Here is a 16102-nt window from a genome sequence, read left to right on the forward strand (position 1 = left end):
AGCCGTGCACACGAGCTGCGGCGTTACTTCGTCCCCTGAACGCGTGTTGGCCTCCGGCGGTGTTTCCACGCGTAGATGAAGGCAGCCAGACCAAGGATTGCCAGCGCGGCGGCGATCCACATCGAGTTCTCAAAGCTCTGCTCGAACGCGAGGGCCTCCGCGTTCTCCTGCTGGATGGCCTCCGGCGTCGGGTCCTGGTCGGGCAGGGTGATCCCGTTCCAGAACGTGAGGCAGGGAAGCAGACACGAGGTCAGCATCAGCAGGACCCCGACGACCGTCAGCAGGCGCGTACGCGACACCGCGACAGGCTCCCACAGCCTTGATGATCAAGTTGTCCCGGAGGCTCTTGAAACCAGATCGTCGATCCCCGCCACCGATTCTGGTCCCAGCCCCCATGACATCGGATGCAACGTCAGTCGGCCTTTCCACCGCCGATTCACACCAGAGCAGCCAACGCGGCCGGTTGGTGCCCGATGCAACGGTCAACACGGGGCCATGGCAACTCCGGCCACGGGTGCACCACGGCGGCACGGCGGTGCTGCAGAGGGTGTAGCGGGGACAGCAGCGCGCCGAGTTCCTCCCGCTAGGCGCTGGTCAGGGGGGTCCGGCGGGTGTACCGCAGCCGTCCGCAGGTGGAGAGCCAGAGCCGTCACTCATATCCCATCGCCGGGATGACCTTGCCCAGTGCTTCTTCGATGAACTCGCGGGTTTCGCCGTCGAATTGGTCGTTGCGGTTCGTCAGCTTGTGAGACTGAAACGTTGAAGGGGTGGCGAAGTCGTCGACGTCGAGCCGTTCGAACAGGGCGCGGCGCTGCCCGGGCCAGTCGGCTGCGAGATCTTCTGCTTTCACCTCGATGTATCGCCTGCCCGTCAGGTCGACCGTGTTCTTCCAGGTGAGCCATCGGTGGTAGACCGGTTTGAGGTAGGCGAGCGCGCCGTCGACGGTGGGCGGTGCCCATGGCTGGGCCAGGTGGGATGCGAGCACCGAGACCGGGTGACGCTTGATGTGCACGATGGTCGCTTCGGGGACCAGTTCCCAGAGGAACTCCATGCACAGCAGGTTGAACGGTGTCTTCTCGCACCAGGTCGGCTTGCCCGCGTCGGCGGCTGCCCCGCCGAACATGGTGTCGATCAGGCCCCGCAAGATTCCGAGCAGTTCGCCCCGGTCGCTGAAATACCTGGGAAGTACCCGCCGGCGGCTCAGCGGCTCGAACGGCCCGGCAGGCCGGTCGCCGTTCCCGAAGCCTTCCGCGGGCGCAGGTTCGTCGTATGTGTACGCGATCAACTGCGGCCAGAGTTGTTGCACCGCGTCCCGGTAGCGCTGCTCGCCGACCAGCTCGGGAACGGTTTTGCCGCGATCGTCGCGCCGGCCGGGCACTCGTACGGTGAGAAAGTCGCTCAGCCGGTGCAGGGCGTCCTCACCGACGGTGGGGTCGTATCGATCGGTGAGTGCGTCGGCCAGGTCCCGCAGGCCACCCGGGTCGACGAGAAACCGGGTCTCCATGGGAATCCGATGGATCAGCGGATGTTCGCCGATGATGTCGGCGATCCGCGACGTTCCCGAACGACCCGTACCCGCAACGAAGACCGGTGAGGGGAAAGGCATGACGAGCAGTCAAACCCTCAGCCCGGCGCCGGTGCAAGCCATTTATCCCCTTCATTCGCTGCTACGGGCCGGACCCGCACCTGTGCGTCTTCGGACCACGCCTGATGCCGAGGCGCGTGCCCTTACTCAACGCGTGGCTACCGATGAAGCGATCGCGAGGTGGTGGGTGATCAACTGGGTGACGATCGGGATGGATCACGACGGACGTTCATGGACGTCAGCGGACCGGGTCAAGGGGTCATCGGTTCGAATCCGCCGTCTCGACAGTGGCTCGGGGAGGCAGCGGGGCGTGGGATCCGGTCACCGTCTACGCCAGGCGCCGGCGTCGCGGTAGCGCCACCAGTACAAGACGGTCAGGGCCAGGGTGCGAGTTGGCAGAGGGTCGGTTCGAAGGTGTCGCGGCCAAGGTCGATCGGGCGCCAGTGCATCGCGGTCATAGTCGCTCGGGTCGGCGAGCACAACCCCAGCGGCAATTCGGTGCAGGCACCCGTATGTGCAGACGTTCCGCTGGCCCTCGATGAGTGAGCCTTTGTCGGCGCCGGTGGCAAGCTGTGGTCAACGTAGCTGGAAGGCCGCGTCGATCGCGCGGCGGGTGCGGTCCTCGCTGCTCGGCAGCAGGTGCGGGTAGACCCGCCGGGTGAAGCCAGGGGTCAGCATGGCCGAGGTGCAGCCGGTCATGGACGTTCCCGCACGCTCGGCGAGGTCAGGGCGGACGTGGCAGCCGTCAGCGGACGTTGCGACTCATGCCGGGTGCGCCTTGTCGCGGTCGCCGGTTGGGGACCGGAGCGCGGATCGGCCCGCGTAGCGATGCATCGTCCGTCCTCGGCCACTGGTCGCACCCGGGAAGACCACTCGCGTTCCGGCGCGAGCCGCCCATTTCCTCTCCCCGCCACGAGTTCCTGGTCGAGTCGGTCGGTGTCGTTGATCTCAGGGGGCAGCGGATGTTCCGCCATTGCGCTCGCGCGCGCGTTTGATGCTGGCAATCTCGCCCTTGATTGGCCACCAATAGAAGGGAATGAACGCGGCGAGCACTGCCACGCCGAGAACGGGATGCCATGCGCCCAGCGCGGTTCCTACGGCAATCCACACGGGTGCCGGATGAAAGCGCCTGCTGATCGCCGCCGCGCTGGCCGAGTCGGTGGTCGGAGCCAGCAGGCGGCGGCCCCGCCGCGCGTATTCCCAGATGACGTTGAACAGGATGGCTGCTACTTCATAGGAGATTCCGTAGAAGACGACGGCAGTTCGCTTTCCATGACCGGACTCGAATGCGCTGGCCAGGACAGCGGAGGCGAATGGAAGGAACGCGATCTGCATCAAGAGGAGGGTGTTGAAGAGCAATACCAGGCGGTCTGCGGAGCGGATGTGGTCAAACATGACGTGGTGGTTCACCCACATCTGGCCGATGAGCAGGAAGGTGATGAAGTACGCCGCATATGAGGGCCAGAGTTCACGGAGGCCCTTCAACAGGTGCCGAGTGTCCTCCGGCGGGCGGATTTCCAAGACAAGCAGCGTGACGGCGATGGCAATGACCGCGTCGCTGAACGTGACGACTCGTTTGGGGTCTCGCTCCGCGCCTACCGGAGTATTGGATCGGTCCTCGTGGTCGCCGGCGGTCGAGTTGTTGCTGGCCGTGCGAAACCAGGGCATGCGCTTTCGCCCGACTGGTCAGGAGCCACCCGTCGCGCAGCGACGGCGGCAAGCGAGGGACGTCCACCAGAGCGCTCGGACCTGCCTGGGCAGACCTACTCGCACTTTCCTACGAGCCATCTCGGGCCTCCTCGGCGCGGAAATGGTTGGCTCCAAACCTGTCGGCTTTTCCCGTAGTTATAGGAAACAAACCCGCACTCGACCCGCCCCTCGCCTGCCGGCGACGGGCGCGCGGGCATACAGCATCGCCATGGTCCGTTGACGATCATCTCTCCGGATCCGGGGCGCCCGCCGGAGGCAGATCCTCGGGCTGCCTGGCATGTGGACGACCCGCCGCGAGCTGGAGCCGCCACCCGGGCGGTGCCGGCAGTACAGGCAGCCCGGACGGCCTCGGGGCCAGTCCGCGCCGGGAAACGCGACGGCTGCGGCTGCTTCGCAGGTTTAACGGCAGGCACCGGGCGAGTTCCAGCGCTGCCTGGCACCCGATCTCACTCGTCGGCAGCCTGTGTCCGCTTCCCGCGGCGGGGGTCAGAGCTAGCCCTCGGCCTAGCCTGTGCATGCCCCGCGCCGTAGCCGAGGAGCTTCCTGATGCTCGATGACATGCACGTGCTGCGCGATGCGGTCCGGGAGTAGCTCGAGTTGACCAGCTTCGCGGTCCAAAGCAAGAGGCGGGCCACAGTCCAACGTCAAGTGACGCCGTCATGCGGCCACCTATCTGGGCAAGCCCACCCGCGGCGGTTCCAACGTGACAGACGCCGGCGGCTGATGGGTGTGGGTGGCCGACCTGCCGCCGTGACGCGGTGTGCAGGTTCGGGCCGACACCTGCCAGAGCCGTAGGACGGGGACGTTTCCGGTGATCGTTCCCGCCCCGGGTCTCCGCACTGTTAGCGTGCGGCAGTGTCCGCAGGTCCCGAGGAGGTTCAGCCGAGAGGCCCCGCTCGCCTGGCCGACATCGGTCGGCTGGCGGCGTTCAGCGACGGTGTCTTCGCCATCGTCATCACCCTGCTGGTGTTGGATTTGCGGGTGCCTGAATACCACCACGGCGAGCTGCTCACGTCGCTCGTCAGGGAGGCCCCGTCCTACCTGGCGTTCGTGGTGTCGTTCATCTACATCGGCGTCCTCTGGCTCAACCACCACGCACTGCTACGGCTGGTCCGCGGCACCACCCTGGCGCTCAGCTGGATCAATATTGCCATCCTCTTCGGCGTGGTGATCATCCCGTTTCCGACTGCGGTTCTTGCGTCCGCGCTCGTCGATGGTGACACTCACGACCTGCGGGCGGCTGTCGTCACGTACGCGCTCGCGGCGGCGCTGATGTCGGCACCCTGGTTGGTGTTCTTCGCCTACCTACGCCGCCATCCGTCGCTCCGCGCGGGCCGCATCGACCAAGGCCACGTTCACGCGCAGGAGGCTCGTCCAATCACCGGCCTCGTGCTCTACGGACTGGCCGGGCTGCTTGGCTGGATCGTCAACCCGCTACTTGGACTACTCGGCATCGTCGTGATGATCATCTATCACGGTGTCACCAGCGAAGGTCTCCGTGCCGGACCGCTCCAGTGGATTCGGATCGGCCGCCGCGGCTGACGGTCGCCGGCCATCCATGGCACGACCCGCTCGTCCGCAGCGCTCGAGGTCGACGTGCGGCGCCTTCTTCATCACCAGCCCAGTGCCGGCGCGCCCATGACCTGGCCGCCCACGGCTGCGGCAAGGGCGTGCGCAAGTTCCGGTTGTGCGGGGTGGACGTGTACGTAGACGCTGTGGCCGGCGGGTGCTGGAGCGTGCCACAGTTCGGCGCCGTTGATGGCGAGTTCGAACCCGCAGCGGTTGTGCTCGCTTGGCCAGCACGTCTGCCACGAGATCCATGCGGGGTTCGTGCCCGCCGCGGCGAGGACGGCGTCAGCCGAGGTGCTCGGCAGCGGGTATTCGGGTGTGGAGACCATAGCGCCGATCGGTGGCAGTTGACGGAGCGCTGCCACGACCTCGGTCGTCATGTCCGTGATGAGGTACCCGCTGCCGTCACGGTGCTGACTCGGTCGGTCGTCCGGCGGTAGATGTGGTTCCAGAACGTCTCTCAGCTGACCGAGCAAGCGCGCCGGGATGGATAAGGAGACGTACGCGGGACCGATGCCCAGGTACCGACCCAGATCATGGGTATTGGTCTCTGCTCGGCCGAGGGCGTCCTGGGGACAGCGGCAGCCGATCGACCTGTGGGCCAGCAGACGCTGGGCCATCGCGTACGCGACGCCAAGGTCATCACCGGTGTGTATCCGGTAGACAGCCGAGTTCCCCATGGATCGCAGTCTCTCAGCCGGCGGCACAGAATCCGAGCAGCTTTCATGCTGGGGCCCACATCCACCTCGACGCAGGGACGTTCCCGCTGAATCTCGAATCGGTTCCTCTGATGCTGGCCCGCGACCCGAGGGAGGACTAGGTCCAGGTCGTGTCGCCCATCACGGGAGGCCAACCGGTAACGCACCACTGGAGTCTGCCGCTGGACAGGTGGACGTCGGCTGCCACCATGGCCACCGTGGGGATCTTGCGGAGCGGGTGGCGGCCGCGTTACCCCGTCCACGTGCTCTGCATCCTGGTCGGGCTGGGCATGATGTGGCTGCCCTACAAGACCTGGAATGACAACGATGCCTGGGAGGATCGACTGCGGGCGGAGGGCGTGCCGGTCCAGGGCGTCGTCGACGAGCTCGTGCACAAGCGCCGCAACAGCGACACGATGCACCTGCGCTACGAGTGGGCTCGGGTCGAGCGTCGGGCGGAGGTCGGTTGTTGGGAGGCCTGCCTTCCGGCCGGCACTCCGGTGCGGATCTGGGTCAGCCCCGATGACCCGGGTGATTTCGTGACCGAGTTCGGGACGCTGAGCGGGCATCGAGGCCGGGTCCAAGGGGTGATCGGGGCGGCGGGCCTAGTCCTGTTCGGATCGATGGTGCTCGCCGGCTTCACCCGCCTCGACCAGCGACGACGCGACCGCCGACAACGCGACTGGCAGCGGCAACAACGAGATCGGCGCCGACAACAGATCGGGCATACCAGGGTCAGGACGCAAGGCAAGCCGAGCCGACGCTGGCGGAAGAAGAACTGAATCAAGAGTTCGGGAGCCCTTCGACCACCGCACAGCCTGCCGTCCACCCCACTCGTAAGCACCCGCGGCCGGCCGCCAGCGCGTCGGTGGCAGCCCGCTGGCGGCGCGACATACGACGAAGCCCTCGGGCCGCCTGAGTGGTCAGGGGGACTCGGAGCTTCCGCACCAGAGCAGTCGCCCTCGGGGGCTGACGTGAACCGCGCCCGGACGCGCTTGTGCGCTGCGACACTCGATCGGTGGCGGGCAAGCGGTGGCATGAGCGGTTAGGGCCGGCCGTCACCATCGCCCCCGGGGCCCGCGTGGAGCGGTTCGAGGTCTTCTTCGACCTCGTCTTCGTCTTCTCGTTCTTCATCATCACCCGGGCCACCGCCGTGAGCATCACCAACGCCAACCTGCTGCACGGGTTGCTGGTGCTGGCCGTGCTCTGGTGGGTCTGGGTGGTGCACACCGTGGTGGCGACGCGGGTCCGGCTCGGCGTGGGCTTCGTCCCGGCGTTGATGATCGTCGCGATGGCCGCACTCTTCTGCTTCGCGCTGTCCCTGCCGCAGGCGTTCGGTGACCCGAGGCGGACCACCACCGGGCCGGTGGTCGTCGCGGTCAGCTATCTCCTGATCCGGGGTGTGCACCTGCTGCTGTACTGGCACGTCGCGCAGGAGCGGCCGGGCGAGCGCCGGCTGCTGCTGAAGTACTCCCCGGAGCTGGTGATCAGCACCATGCTGCTGCTGAGCGCCGCGCTGATCCCGCCGCTGATCTCCGACATGGACCGGGCCCTGATCCTTCGAGACGGGCTCTGGCTGGCCGTCGTCGTGCTCCAGTACAGCAGCGGTCTGGTCGCCGGCGCCTGGGGCTGGGTCGTGACCTCCGCCGAGCACTGGACGGAACGGTACGACTTGATCCTCATCATCGCCCTGGGCGAGTCGATCATCTCCGTCGGCGTCGGCGGCAACCTCCTCGGTCAGCCGGTCACCTGGCCGGCGATCGCCGCTGCGGTGCTCGGCATCTTCTTCACCGGCGCCCTGTGGTGGGCACACTTCGACGTGATCGCTCCGGCCGCCCGGATCGCGCAGCACACCGCGCAGGGTCGTTCCCGGGTGGCCATGGCTCGGGACGCCTACGCCTACTGTCAGCTGGTGATGATCGCCGGGATCATCCTCTTCGCGCTGGGCGCCGAGGAGATCGTCCGCCAGGTGGCGGACCGTTCCATCAGCCTCGGAGAACCCCCGCATGGTCCGGCGGCACCGATGCTCTACGGCGGCGTCATCTGTTACCTCTTCGGCGACATGCTGTTCCAACTGCGGACCCTGGGCACCCTCTCCTGGACGCGGGTCGGCACGGTGCTCGTGCTCGCGGCCGCCATTCCGCTTGCCATGCATCTGCCCGCGCTGGTGGCCCTCGCCCTGCTGACGGCGATCTGCATCGGCCTGGTCGTGGTCGAGTTGGTGGCGATGGCCGACGCCCGCCGAGCGCTGCTGACCGCCGTCTACGAGGAGCGGAACACCTACGAAAAGCACGAGGCCGGATGGCGAGCCCGCTGGCACGAAGGGAGCCCGGACGAGAAACCCGGCTGAGGACCGGGCCGGTCAGGACCAGCCGGGGCGACGGCGGGGATGCCGCCTTGCCGGGTGTCGGGAAGCAGGATCGGGGCCCACCATGGACGGGTGCAGATGACACGCGCCGTCGGCTGGCTCGGCCTGGCCGTACACCTCGCGGTGGGGTTCTGGTACGCCGCGAGCGGACTGGTCGCGCCGGCCTGGGCCGTCGTCGCGCTCCTGCTGGTCTGGGTGGCGCTCCTGGCGGTGGCGATCCGGCTGTTGCGCCGGCGGCCGGTGCTGGTGCCACTGGTGCCGGTGTCGGCGGTACTGATCTGGCTGGCGGCCGTCTCGGCCGGTGGCGCCTGGCTCGGCTGGACCGCGTGACGGGCGGCGGACCCGGCCTCGGCGCCCGGGCCGGCGGCCGGGTCCGGTGTGCCCGGACGGGTGCCCGACCGTCCGGGAAGGACGCCGCGCCCCGGTTCCCGGGGCGGCGGCATGTCCGGCCGGCCTGCGAGGTGGCGGGCCGGCCGGACGTCCTCGGCGGGATCAGTACGCGTAGGTGACCGAGATGGTGGTGCTGGGGCAGTTGTTGGCCCAACTGGTCAGGGTGCTCTTCTCGGCGCTGTCGACGCTGAGCCGCCAGCGGACCTTCACCGCGACCCATTCGCCGATGTAGCGGCAGCGGGCGGAGGCGTAGGGCGGCAACCAGGTGGCCGGGTCCTGGTCGCCCTTGGCCTGGTTGACGTTGTCGGTGACGGCGGCCAGGGACCGGTGGTCGCCGAGGTCGTTGGCGTACGCCTGGCGGCGGCTGGTGGTCCAGTTGCGGGCGCCGGAGTCCCAGGCCTCGGCGAGCGGGACCATGTGGTCGATGTCGAGGTCGCCGGTGAGGGTCCAGTAGGCGTTGTCGTAGTAGGAGTACCAGCGGCCGCCGGAGAGGGTGCAGCTGCCACTGACGGTGGGCGCGGAGACCGCCTCGGCGAGGAGTACCTCGTTGCGGGTGTTGCAGCCGTCGCCGTCGGCGTCGATCCAGTGGGGGAACAGGTCCCGGCTGTAGCCGGTGCGGACCTCGGTGGCGACCGGGAGGCCGGCGACGGCGGTGGTGAGGGAGGCGGAGTAGCTGGCGGCCCAGGCGGGTTGGGTGAGGCCGAGGGTGGCGGCCAGGATGGCGGCGAGGCTGATGGCCGTCGCGCGGAGGGTGCGGGTCATGGTGCTCCGTCCGAAGGGGAGTTGATGGCACCTATATAGACCAGCATGGAAGTAACGGTCTAGATCAATTTCTGTGAACGGCAGTTGAGCCGTCGCCGTACCTTTCTCGCCGTGGCAGCTGTCGTGTTAACTGCGGCTTTAACCGTTCCCAGGCGGATGGGCGCAGACTGGAGGATGCTGGCCTGAGGGACATCAGGCCAGCATGGGTACGAGGGGAGGTGCGGGATGGTCGACGACACCGCTGCGCAGGTACCGCCGGAACCGGCCATGGCCGTACGCGAGCCGGCCGTCGCGCGTCCCGTCGAGCCGCCGAGCAGTCTGGAGCTGTGGGCCCGGGCCCAGGTGCTGCACCGCTGCTTCGGCGACGACGACGGCGAGCCGCACATCCTGCGCGGCCTGGACTGACCGGGCGCGTGATCCGCTGACCGGTCAGCCGCTGGGCGGTGGCGGGGCGGCACGCCACGGGGCGCGCCAGTCCGGTGCGGGCCAGCCGTCGGCCACGTAGATGGTCTCGCGGGCCACCTTGCCGTCGCGGAACTCGAGGACGTCCACCCCGAATTTCGGCTCCCCGCCGTCGTACCGGACCAGCAGTTCCGCCACCCAGACTGCGCCGCTGCCGCGGACCCGGCCCACCTCGTAGCTGACCCGGGCCGGATACCGCCGCCGCCACTCGCGGAACGTGTGCACTCCCTCGAACCGTTCGCCCGACTGCGGGAATTCGAGGGTCGCGTCGGCGTGGTAGATCTCGTGCGCCATGTCCTCGTCGGTGCCGCTGTGGTCGAGATGGTGCCGCAGCGCGGCCCGGACGGCCTGCTCGTCCATCCCGCCCCCCTCCGCGGTGGACCGGTGGGATCGACGCTACGGGCACCGGCGGGGCTGGACCGGCGGAACGTCAACCCAGCCGGGCCGCGCGGGCCCGGACACCAGCCCAGGGCCGGGTCAGCCGACCCGGGCGGAGCCGAGCAGCGCGGCGGTGGGCAGCCGGAGCGTCCCGTCGGCGTCCCGGTAGGCGGCGCTGAGCCGCTCGTACTCCCGCCGGATTCGCTCCCGCACGTCGGCGGGCTGCCGCTGCACCACCAGGCCCACGCTGCCGATGCCGGCTGCCGGGCCGGCCCACCAGTCCACCGGGTCGGCGTGGTGCACCCAGGTCAGCGTCGTGCACCGGACGTCCGTCAGACCGGGGGCGGCGAGCAGCCCGGCCAGGCCGGCCTCGGTGCGCGGGAAGTCCCGCTCCGGCGCCAGCCGCGGCAGGTCGTCCGGCGTCGGCACGCCCGCGGCGGCGACCGCCCTGCCCCAGAGCCGTTGCAGCGGCGGGTGCGGGCTGGGCCAGACGGTCACCGCCACCCGGCCGCCGGGACGGACCACCCGGCGCAGCTCGGCCACCCCGGCCGCCGGATCGCCGACGTGGTTGAGCACGAAGTTGGCCACCGCCGCGTCGAATCCGCCGGCCTGGAACGGCAGGCGCGGCAGGACCGCCCGGGCGAGCGCCGCGCCCCGGGCCGTGGCGCGAGCCGCGTCGAGCATGCTCGGCTCGGCGTCGACCGCGACCACGGCGGCGCCGCGCGTCAGCGCCGCCGCCGCGACCGTGCCCGGTCCGGTGCCCACGTCCACCACCCGCGATGCCGCGCGCACCTCCGCCGCATCCAGCAGCGCCTCCGTCGGGTACGCGCAGAGCCGGCCGAAGCTGCGCTGGTACGCCTCGGCCCGTCCCGCCCAGCGGGACCGCTCGTGCGCGTCGAAGTCGGTGCCGATCATGGCGGGCAGCGTAACCGGCGTGGCGGGCCGGTCCTACCGTGGCGGCCATGACGACGGTGGTGGTGGTCCTGGCGACGGTGGTCCTGCTCCTGGCGGCGGTCGTCGGATACGTCGGGTGGCGGGACCGGCGGCGCGCCGCCGCGGACGAGGACCGGGAAGCGACCGGCGCCGCGCGGGCGGAGTGGCACCGGCGGGCGGCCGAGCGGGAGCACGAGTACGGCGACGGCTGGAACCGGGACGGCCAGGGCTACTCCGGCTGAACTGTCACCGCCCGTCCCACGTGATCATCGGTGGGCATCATCCGGGCACGGCCGGGGTACTGCGCACGGCACAGGCACTGAAGCCGGGGAGGCAACCGTGGGGGAGCAGGCGGGACGTCGGCGACCGGGACCGCTCGCCGGACTCCTGGTGGCCCTGGTGGTGGCGGCCGGGTGCATGGGCGGCGGGCTCGATCAGGGTGAGCCGCAGCAGCCCCGCCCGCAGCGGACCGGGCAGCCGGCCTCCCCGGGCGCGCAGACCACCCGGGCCGACGGGACCACCAGCGTCGCCGAGTTCAAGCAGGACTTCAACGACGCCGTCGGCATCGCAGAGCGCTACTGGACCGATCAGTTCCGGGCCTCCGGCAAGCGGTTCGACCCGATCCGACGGGTGGTGCCGTACACCCGGGCGGGGGAGGTGTCCTGCGGCGGGGAGGGGCTGCCGCGCAACAACGCCGTCTACTGCTCGGCCGGGGACTTCATCGCGTACGACGTGAACTGGTCGGTGGCGGCGTTCCGGCAGGTCGGCGACGCGTTCCTGTTCTACCTGCTCGGCCACGAGTACGCCCACGGCGTGCAGGTCCGCCTCGGCATCCGCTACAACTTCACCATCCAGCAGGAGTTGCAGGCCGACTGCATGGCCGGGGCGTACATCGGCGACAACGTCCGGTCCGGGGTGCTCACCCTTGACGAGGGCGACCTGGACGAGTTCCGGGAGGGGCTGCTCGCGGTCGGTGACGACCCGAACCAGCCGTGGTTCGCCGAGGGCTCGCACGGCACCGCCGAGCAGCGCAGCGACTCGTTCTTCCGGGGCTACGAGAAGTCGCTGGCCGCCTGCGACCTCGGCTGATGCCGCAGGTCACTGTCGGCCGGGACGGCCGGCCCGGGCGGGGGTCCGGCTGAGAGGATCGGTGGGTACGCCCACCCGAGGAGGCCCCCGCTGAGCAGCAGACACCCCGCCGCCGTGCTCTTCGACATGGACGGCACCCTGGTCGACAGCGAGAAGCTGTGGGACGTCGCGTTGCAGGAGCTCGCGGCGGTCTACGGCGGCACCCTCTCCGACACCGCCCGCAAGGCGATGGTCGGCACCAGCATGGCCGCCTCGATGCGGATCCTGCACGACGACCTGGGCCAGCCGGAGCGGGATCCGCAGGTCAGCGCCGACTGGATCAACGCGCGGATCCTGGAGCTGTTCCGCACGGGGCTGCGCTGGCGGCCGGGCGCGCTGGCGCTGCTGCGGGCGGTCCGCGCGGCCGGCATCCCCACCGCCCTGGTCACCTCCAGCGTCCGGCCGCTGGTCGAGGTCGCCCTGGACACCCTCGGGCGGGACAGCTTCGACGCGGTGGTCTGCGGCGACGAGGTGGACGCGACGAAGCCGCACCCGGAGCCGTACCTGACCGCCGCCCGGCTGCTCGACGTGCCGATCGCCCGCTGCGTGGCGATCGAGGACTCGTCGACCGGGGTGGCGAGCGCGCTGGCCGCCGGGGCCGCCGTGCTGGCGGTGCCGGCCGAGGTGCCGCTGCCGCCGACGGACGGCGTGCACCAGCTGGAGAGCCTGACCGCGGCGGACCTGGAGCTGCTCGCGGCGCTGCTCGGCGAACCGCCGGCCTGAGTCTCCTGCCCCCGTCACCGCAGTAGGAGGGCCCCTTGGCAACGCCCGGCGTTGCCAAGGGGCCCTCCGTTCTGCTCAGTCGTGCGCGATGGCGCCCAGCACGTTGATCCGCGCGGCGCGGATCGCGGGCAGCACCGCGGCGACGACGCCGACGATCGCGGCCAGGATGAGGAAGGTCCCCATCTGGCCCCAGGGCAGGACCAGGTCGGTGATGCCCTCGTCCTTGAGCGCCCGGACCACGGCGGCGCCGAGACCCGTGCCGACGGCCACCCCGAGCAGCGCCCCGAAGATCGAGATCACCACCGCCTCCACCGTGATCATGCGCATGGTCTGCGCCCGGCGCAGCCCGATGGCCCGCAGCAGGCCCAGCTCACGGGTCCGCTCCAGCACCGACAGGGCCAGGGTGTTGATGATGCCCAGCACCGCGATCACGATGGCCAGCGCGAGCAGGATCTGGATCATCGTGAGCAGCCCGTCCAGCTGGCTGGTCTGCTGCTTGATGAACGCGTCCCGGTCCGCCACCGACACCTCGGGGCTGTCCGCGAGCAGTCGTTCGACCTGCGGCTGCACGTCGGCGACCCGGGCGCCCGGGGCGAGCTGCACGAAGCCCTGGATCGGCTGCGGAATGGCGAAGTCGCTGGCCGCCTGCGGGGGCAGCACCACCGGGTTGGTCAGCTGGGAGCTCTCGTAGATGCCGCTGACCGTGTAGCTGCGGGCGTCGCCGCGGGACAGCTGCACGGTCATGGCGGAGCCGACCGACACCTTCCGGGACTTGGCGGTGTCCGAGCTGAGCAGCATCTGGTCCGGCCCCAGCCGGCTGATGTCACCGGCGGTGGGCTTCGCCCCGAAGATCCGCTGCAGCGCCGCGATGTTGCTGGACGCGGCCACCCAGGTGCGGGTGCCGTTCACCACCGCCATGTCGCCGTACTCGCCGTCGACCAGCTGCACGCCGGGGAGCGCGGCGGTCTTGTCCAGCACCGCCGGGTCGAAGCTCGGCGGCCGCGGGCCGCTCTGCGCGCCGGAAATCACCAGCTCGGCCTTGATGGTGTCCTGCGCCAAGGCGCTGATGCTGCCCTTGGCCGAATCGAGGATCACCGTCACCCCGGTGACCAGGGCGATACCGACCATCAGGGCGGCGGCGGTGATCGCCGTGCGGCGGGGGTTGCGTCCGGAGTTGAGCCGGCCCAGCTTGCCCGGCACCGACCAGGCGAAGATCGCCCCCAGCAGGGAGACCACCGGCCGGCTGATCAACGGGGTCAGCAGTGCCACGCCGATGAACGCGAAGAGCACGCCGCCGAGAATGGTGGCCAGGGTCTGGCCACCGGCGTGGCCGTCGAGCCCGAGGAAGAGCAGGACCGCCCCGATCCCGGTGACCACGGCCCCGCCGACGGTCACCTTGGTCAGCGGCCGGTCCGGGGTGGCGACGTCCTGCATCGCGGCGATCGGCGGGATCCGCGAGGCCCGCAGTGCCGGCAGCAGCGCCGCCACCACCGTGATCAGCAGACCCACCGCGAAGGCGCCGATGATAGCCGCGGGTGGCACGCCGAGCCCGGCCAGGGTCAGCCCGCCGGCCAGCTTCCCGAACAGGTACGCCAGCAGCGCGCCGACGCCGATGCCCGCGGCGAGCCCCAGCACCGAGGCGATCAGGCCGACCGCGACGGCCTCCACCACCACCGAGCCGATGACCTGCCGACCGCTGGCCCCGATCGCCCGCATCAGGGCCAGTTCGCGGGTCCGCTGGGCGACGATGATCGAGAAGGTGTTGAGGATCAGGAAGGTGCCGACCAGCAGCGCCACCGCGGCGAAGCCGAGCAGGATCTTGTTGAAGAAGGACAGGCCCTCCTTCAGGCTGGCCGACGCGTCGGCGGCGACCTGCTTGCCGGTCTTGACCTCGTAGTCCCCACCGAGGACCCCGGCCACCGCGTCGCGCAGCGCCTCCGGAGTGGTCCCGTCGGCGGCCTGCGCGGTCACGCTGGTGTAGACGTCCGGTTTGCCGAGCATCAACTGCTGGGCGACCGGGGTGGTGAAGGCGACCTCGTTGACGCCGCCGATCGAGTCGCGGCCCCCGCTGTAGCCGAAGACGCCGACCAGCGTGAACTCCTTCTTCGGGGCCAGGGTCAGCACGCCCACGCGGTCACCGACCTGGACCTTCGCCGCGTCGGCGAGGGCGACGTTCACCACGATCTCGTCGTCGGCCTGCGGCGCGCGCCCCTCGCGCAGCTTCATCAGGTCGCTCTCGCCGAGCCAGTTCTCGCCCAGCTGCGGCGGACCGAAGGAGGTCACCACCTTGCCGTTGCTGCCGATCAGCCGGGCGCCGTCGGCGTTGACCACGCCCTTGGCCGTTGCCACACCGGACACCGCCTTCACCTGGTCCACGACCGAGGCGGGCACCGGGGCGGCGACCTGCTCGCCCTCCGCCTCGCCGAGCGCGACCTTCGGCTTCGCCGCGACGTTGACGTCGACGTCGGAGAGCCCGTCGGCGAAGACCGCGTCGAAGGAGCGGCCGAGGGTGTCGGTGAGCACGAACGCGCCGGAGACGAACATGACGCCCAGCACCACCGCCAGACCGGACAGCAGGAGGCGCACCTTCCGGGCGAGCAGGCTCTTCAGAGTGGCCCGGAGCATCAGTTCGCCACCTCGGTCGGGGCGTCCAGCTTCTTCATCGTGTCCAGCACCGTGTCGGCGGTCGGCTCGATCAGCTCGGAGACGATCTGCCCGTCGGCGAGGAAGACCACCCGGTCGGCGTACGCGGCCGCGGTCGGGTCGTGGGTGACCATCACGATGGTCTGGCCGTGCTCACGGACCGAGTTGCGCAGGAAGTTGAGCACCTCGGCGCCGGAGCGGGAGTCCAGGTTGCCGGTCGGCTCGTCCGCGAAGATCACCTCGGGGCGGGCGACCAGGGCCCGCGCGCAGGCGACCCGCTGCTGCTGGCCGCCGGAGAGCTGGGCCGGCCGGTGCTTCAGCCGGTCCCGCAGGCCGACCGTGTCGATCACCGTGTCGTACCAGGCCGGGTCCGGCTTGCGGCCGGCGATCGACAGCGGCAGCAGGATGTTCTCCTGGGCGGTGAGCGTGGGCAGCAGGTTGAACTGCTGGAAGATGAAGCCCACCTTGTCCCGGCGCAGCTTCGTCAACCCGGAGTCGCCGAGCCCGGTCACTGTGGTGTCGCCGATCATGACGGTGCCCCGGGTGACCGAGTCTAGCCCGGCCAGGCAGTGCATCAGCGTCGACTTGCCCGAGCCGGACGGGCCCATGATCGCGGTGAACCGGCCCCGCTCGAACTCGGCGCTCACCCCCCGTAGCGCGACGACCTGCGCCTCGCCGCTGCCGTACACCTTCCACACGTCGCTGGCCCGGGCCGCGGCCTGTGCCTGCCGCCCCACCGTCGCGGTCACGTCA

Annotated in this window: 18 protein-coding genes; 8 read left to right on the forward strand and 10 right to left on the reverse strand. The window is 70.2% G+C overall.

Features of this window, described 5'->3' with window-relative positions:
• Positions 1–23: 23 nt before the first annotated feature.
• The 4 genes from Q2K19_RS24210 to Q2K19_RS24225 all read right to left on the reverse strand — a co-directional run bounded on the left by Q2K19_RS24210 (position 24) and on the right by Q2K19_RS24225 (position 3253).
• Positions 24–299, reverse strand: a complete 276-nt coding sequence (locus Q2K19_RS24210; RefSeq protein WP_302763988.1) for a hypothetical protein — start codon at positions 297–299, stop codon at positions 24–26.
• 350 nt (positions 300–649) lie between these two features.
• Positions 650–1606: a sulfotransferase family protein gene (locus Q2K19_RS24215; RefSeq protein ID WP_302763989.1), complete on the reverse strand. Its 957-nt coding sequence runs from the start codon at positions 1604–1606 to the stop codon at positions 650–652.
• A gap of 555 nt (positions 1607–2161) precedes the next feature.
• A complete protein-coding gene (locus Q2K19_RS24220; RefSeq protein ID WP_302763991.1) occupies positions 2162–2284 on the reverse strand; it encodes a hypothetical protein in 123 nt (40 codons plus the stop codon).
• A 249-nt stretch (positions 2285–2533) separates the two neighbouring features.
• Entirely contained in the window at positions 2534–3253 is a 720-nt protein-coding gene (locus Q2K19_RS24225) for a TMEM175 family protein (RefSeq protein ID WP_302763992.1), read from the reverse strand.
• 897 nt (positions 3254–4150) lie between these two features.
• Here Q2K19_RS24225 and Q2K19_RS24230 point away from each other — a divergent pair.
• Positions 4151–4837, forward strand: coding sequence for a TMEM175 family protein (locus tag Q2K19_RS24230; RefSeq protein WP_302763994.1), 687 nt, complete (start codon positions 4151–4153; stop codon positions 4835–4837).
• 71 nt (positions 4838–4908) lie between these two features.
• Here the strand turns inward: Q2K19_RS24230 and Q2K19_RS24235 are convergent, their stop codons facing one another.
• The gene (locus Q2K19_RS24235; RefSeq protein WP_302763996.1) at positions 4909–5544 is read right to left on the reverse strand and encodes a hypothetical protein; all 636 of its coding nucleotides are present in this window, start codon (positions 5542–5544) and stop codon (positions 4909–4911) included.
• Between the two features lie 281 nt (positions 5545–5825).
• Here Q2K19_RS24235 and Q2K19_RS24240 point away from each other — a divergent pair, with 281 nt between their 5' ends.
• The 3 genes from Q2K19_RS24240 (at position 5826) to Q2K19_RS24250 (ending at position 8260) form a co-directional block, all read left to right on the forward strand.
• Positions 5826–6344, forward strand: a complete 519-nt coding sequence (locus tag Q2K19_RS24240; protein ID WP_302763998.1) for a DUF3592 domain-containing protein — start codon at positions 5826–5828, stop codon at positions 6342–6344.
• 236 nt (positions 6345–6580) lie between these two features.
• Positions 6581–7912, forward strand: coding sequence for a low temperature requirement protein A (locus tag Q2K19_RS24245; RefSeq protein ID WP_302764000.1), 1332 nt, complete (start codon positions 6581–6583; stop codon positions 7910–7912).
• Positions 7913–8002: 90 nt separating this feature from the next.
• The gene (locus Q2K19_RS24250) at positions 8003–8260 is read left to right on the forward strand and encodes a hypothetical protein (RefSeq protein WP_302764001.1); all 258 of its coding nucleotides are present in this window, start codon (positions 8003–8005) and stop codon (positions 8258–8260) included.
• A 162-nt stretch (positions 8261–8422) separates the two neighbouring features.
• On the opposite strand, the gene Q2K19_RS24255 is transcribed toward Q2K19_RS24250, so the two are convergent.
• Positions 8423–9082 (reverse strand): HNH endonuclease family protein, encoded by a 660-nt coding sequence (locus Q2K19_RS24255; protein WP_302764003.1) that lies wholly within the window; start codon positions 9080–9082, stop codon positions 8423–8425.
• A gap of 225 nt (positions 9083–9307) precedes the next feature.
• Between Q2K19_RS24255 and Q2K19_RS24260 the strand changes: the two genes are divergently transcribed.
• Positions 9308–9487: a hypothetical protein gene (locus Q2K19_RS24260; RefSeq protein WP_302764004.1), complete on the forward strand. Its 180-nt coding sequence runs from the start codon at positions 9308–9310 to the stop codon at positions 9485–9487.
• 24 nt (positions 9488–9511) lie between these two features.
• Here Q2K19_RS24260 and Q2K19_RS24265 read toward each other — a convergent pair whose 3' ends face one another.
• Positions 9512–9904 (reverse strand): nuclear transport factor 2 family protein, encoded by a 393-nt coding sequence (locus tag Q2K19_RS24265; protein WP_302764005.1) that lies wholly within the window; start codon positions 9902–9904, stop codon positions 9512–9514.
• Positions 9905–10021: 117 nt separating this feature from the next.
• Positions 10022–10837 carry a class I SAM-dependent methyltransferase gene (locus tag Q2K19_RS24270; RefSeq protein WP_302764006.1) on the reverse strand — a complete coding sequence of 272 codons (816 nt, stop codon included), beginning with the start codon at positions 10835–10837 and terminating at the stop codon, positions 10022–10024.
• A 47-nt stretch (positions 10838–10884) separates the two neighbouring features.
• Here Q2K19_RS24270 and Q2K19_RS24275 point away from each other — a divergent pair, with 47 nt between their 5' ends.
• From Q2K19_RS24275 to Q2K19_RS24285, 3 genes are all read left to right on the forward strand, one after another.
• The gene (locus Q2K19_RS24275) at positions 10885–11097 is read left to right on the forward strand and encodes a hypothetical protein (RefSeq protein WP_302764008.1); all 213 of its coding nucleotides are present in this window, start codon (positions 10885–10887) and stop codon (positions 11095–11097) included.
• Positions 11098–11194: 97 nt separating this feature from the next.
• Positions 11195–11944, forward strand: a complete 750-nt coding sequence (locus tag Q2K19_RS24280; protein WP_302764009.1) for a neutral zinc metallopeptidase — start codon at positions 11195–11197, stop codon at positions 11942–11944.
• A 114-nt stretch (positions 11945–12058) separates the two neighbouring features.
• Positions 12059–12706 carry an HAD family hydrolase gene (locus Q2K19_RS24285; protein ID WP_302764011.1) on the forward strand — a complete coding sequence of 216 codons (648 nt, stop codon included), beginning with the start codon at positions 12059–12061 and terminating at the stop codon, positions 12704–12706.
• A gap of 75 nt (positions 12707–12781) precedes the next feature.
• On the opposite strand, the gene Q2K19_RS24290 is transcribed toward Q2K19_RS24285, so the two are convergent.
• Together Q2K19_RS24290 and Q2K19_RS24295 are read right to left on the reverse strand one after the other, a co-directional pair.
• On the reverse strand, positions 12782–15331 hold the full coding sequence (locus tag Q2K19_RS24290; protein ID WP_302764012.1) for an ABC transporter permease: 2550 nt from the start codon (positions 15329–15331) through the stop codon (positions 12782–12784).
• Positions 15331–16098: an ABC transporter ATP-binding protein gene (locus Q2K19_RS24295; protein ID WP_302764014.1), complete on the reverse strand. Its 768-nt coding sequence runs from the start codon at positions 16096–16098 to the stop codon at positions 15331–15333. The genes Q2K19_RS24290 and Q2K19_RS24295 overlap by 1 nt, the downstream gene beginning before the upstream one ends.
• Positions 16099–16102: the final 4 nt, after the last annotated feature.

The organism is Micromonospora sp. NBRC 110009 (genome assembly GCF_030518795.1).
Lineage (GTDB): Bacteria > Actinomycetota > Actinomycetes > Mycobacteriales > Micromonosporaceae > Micromonospora.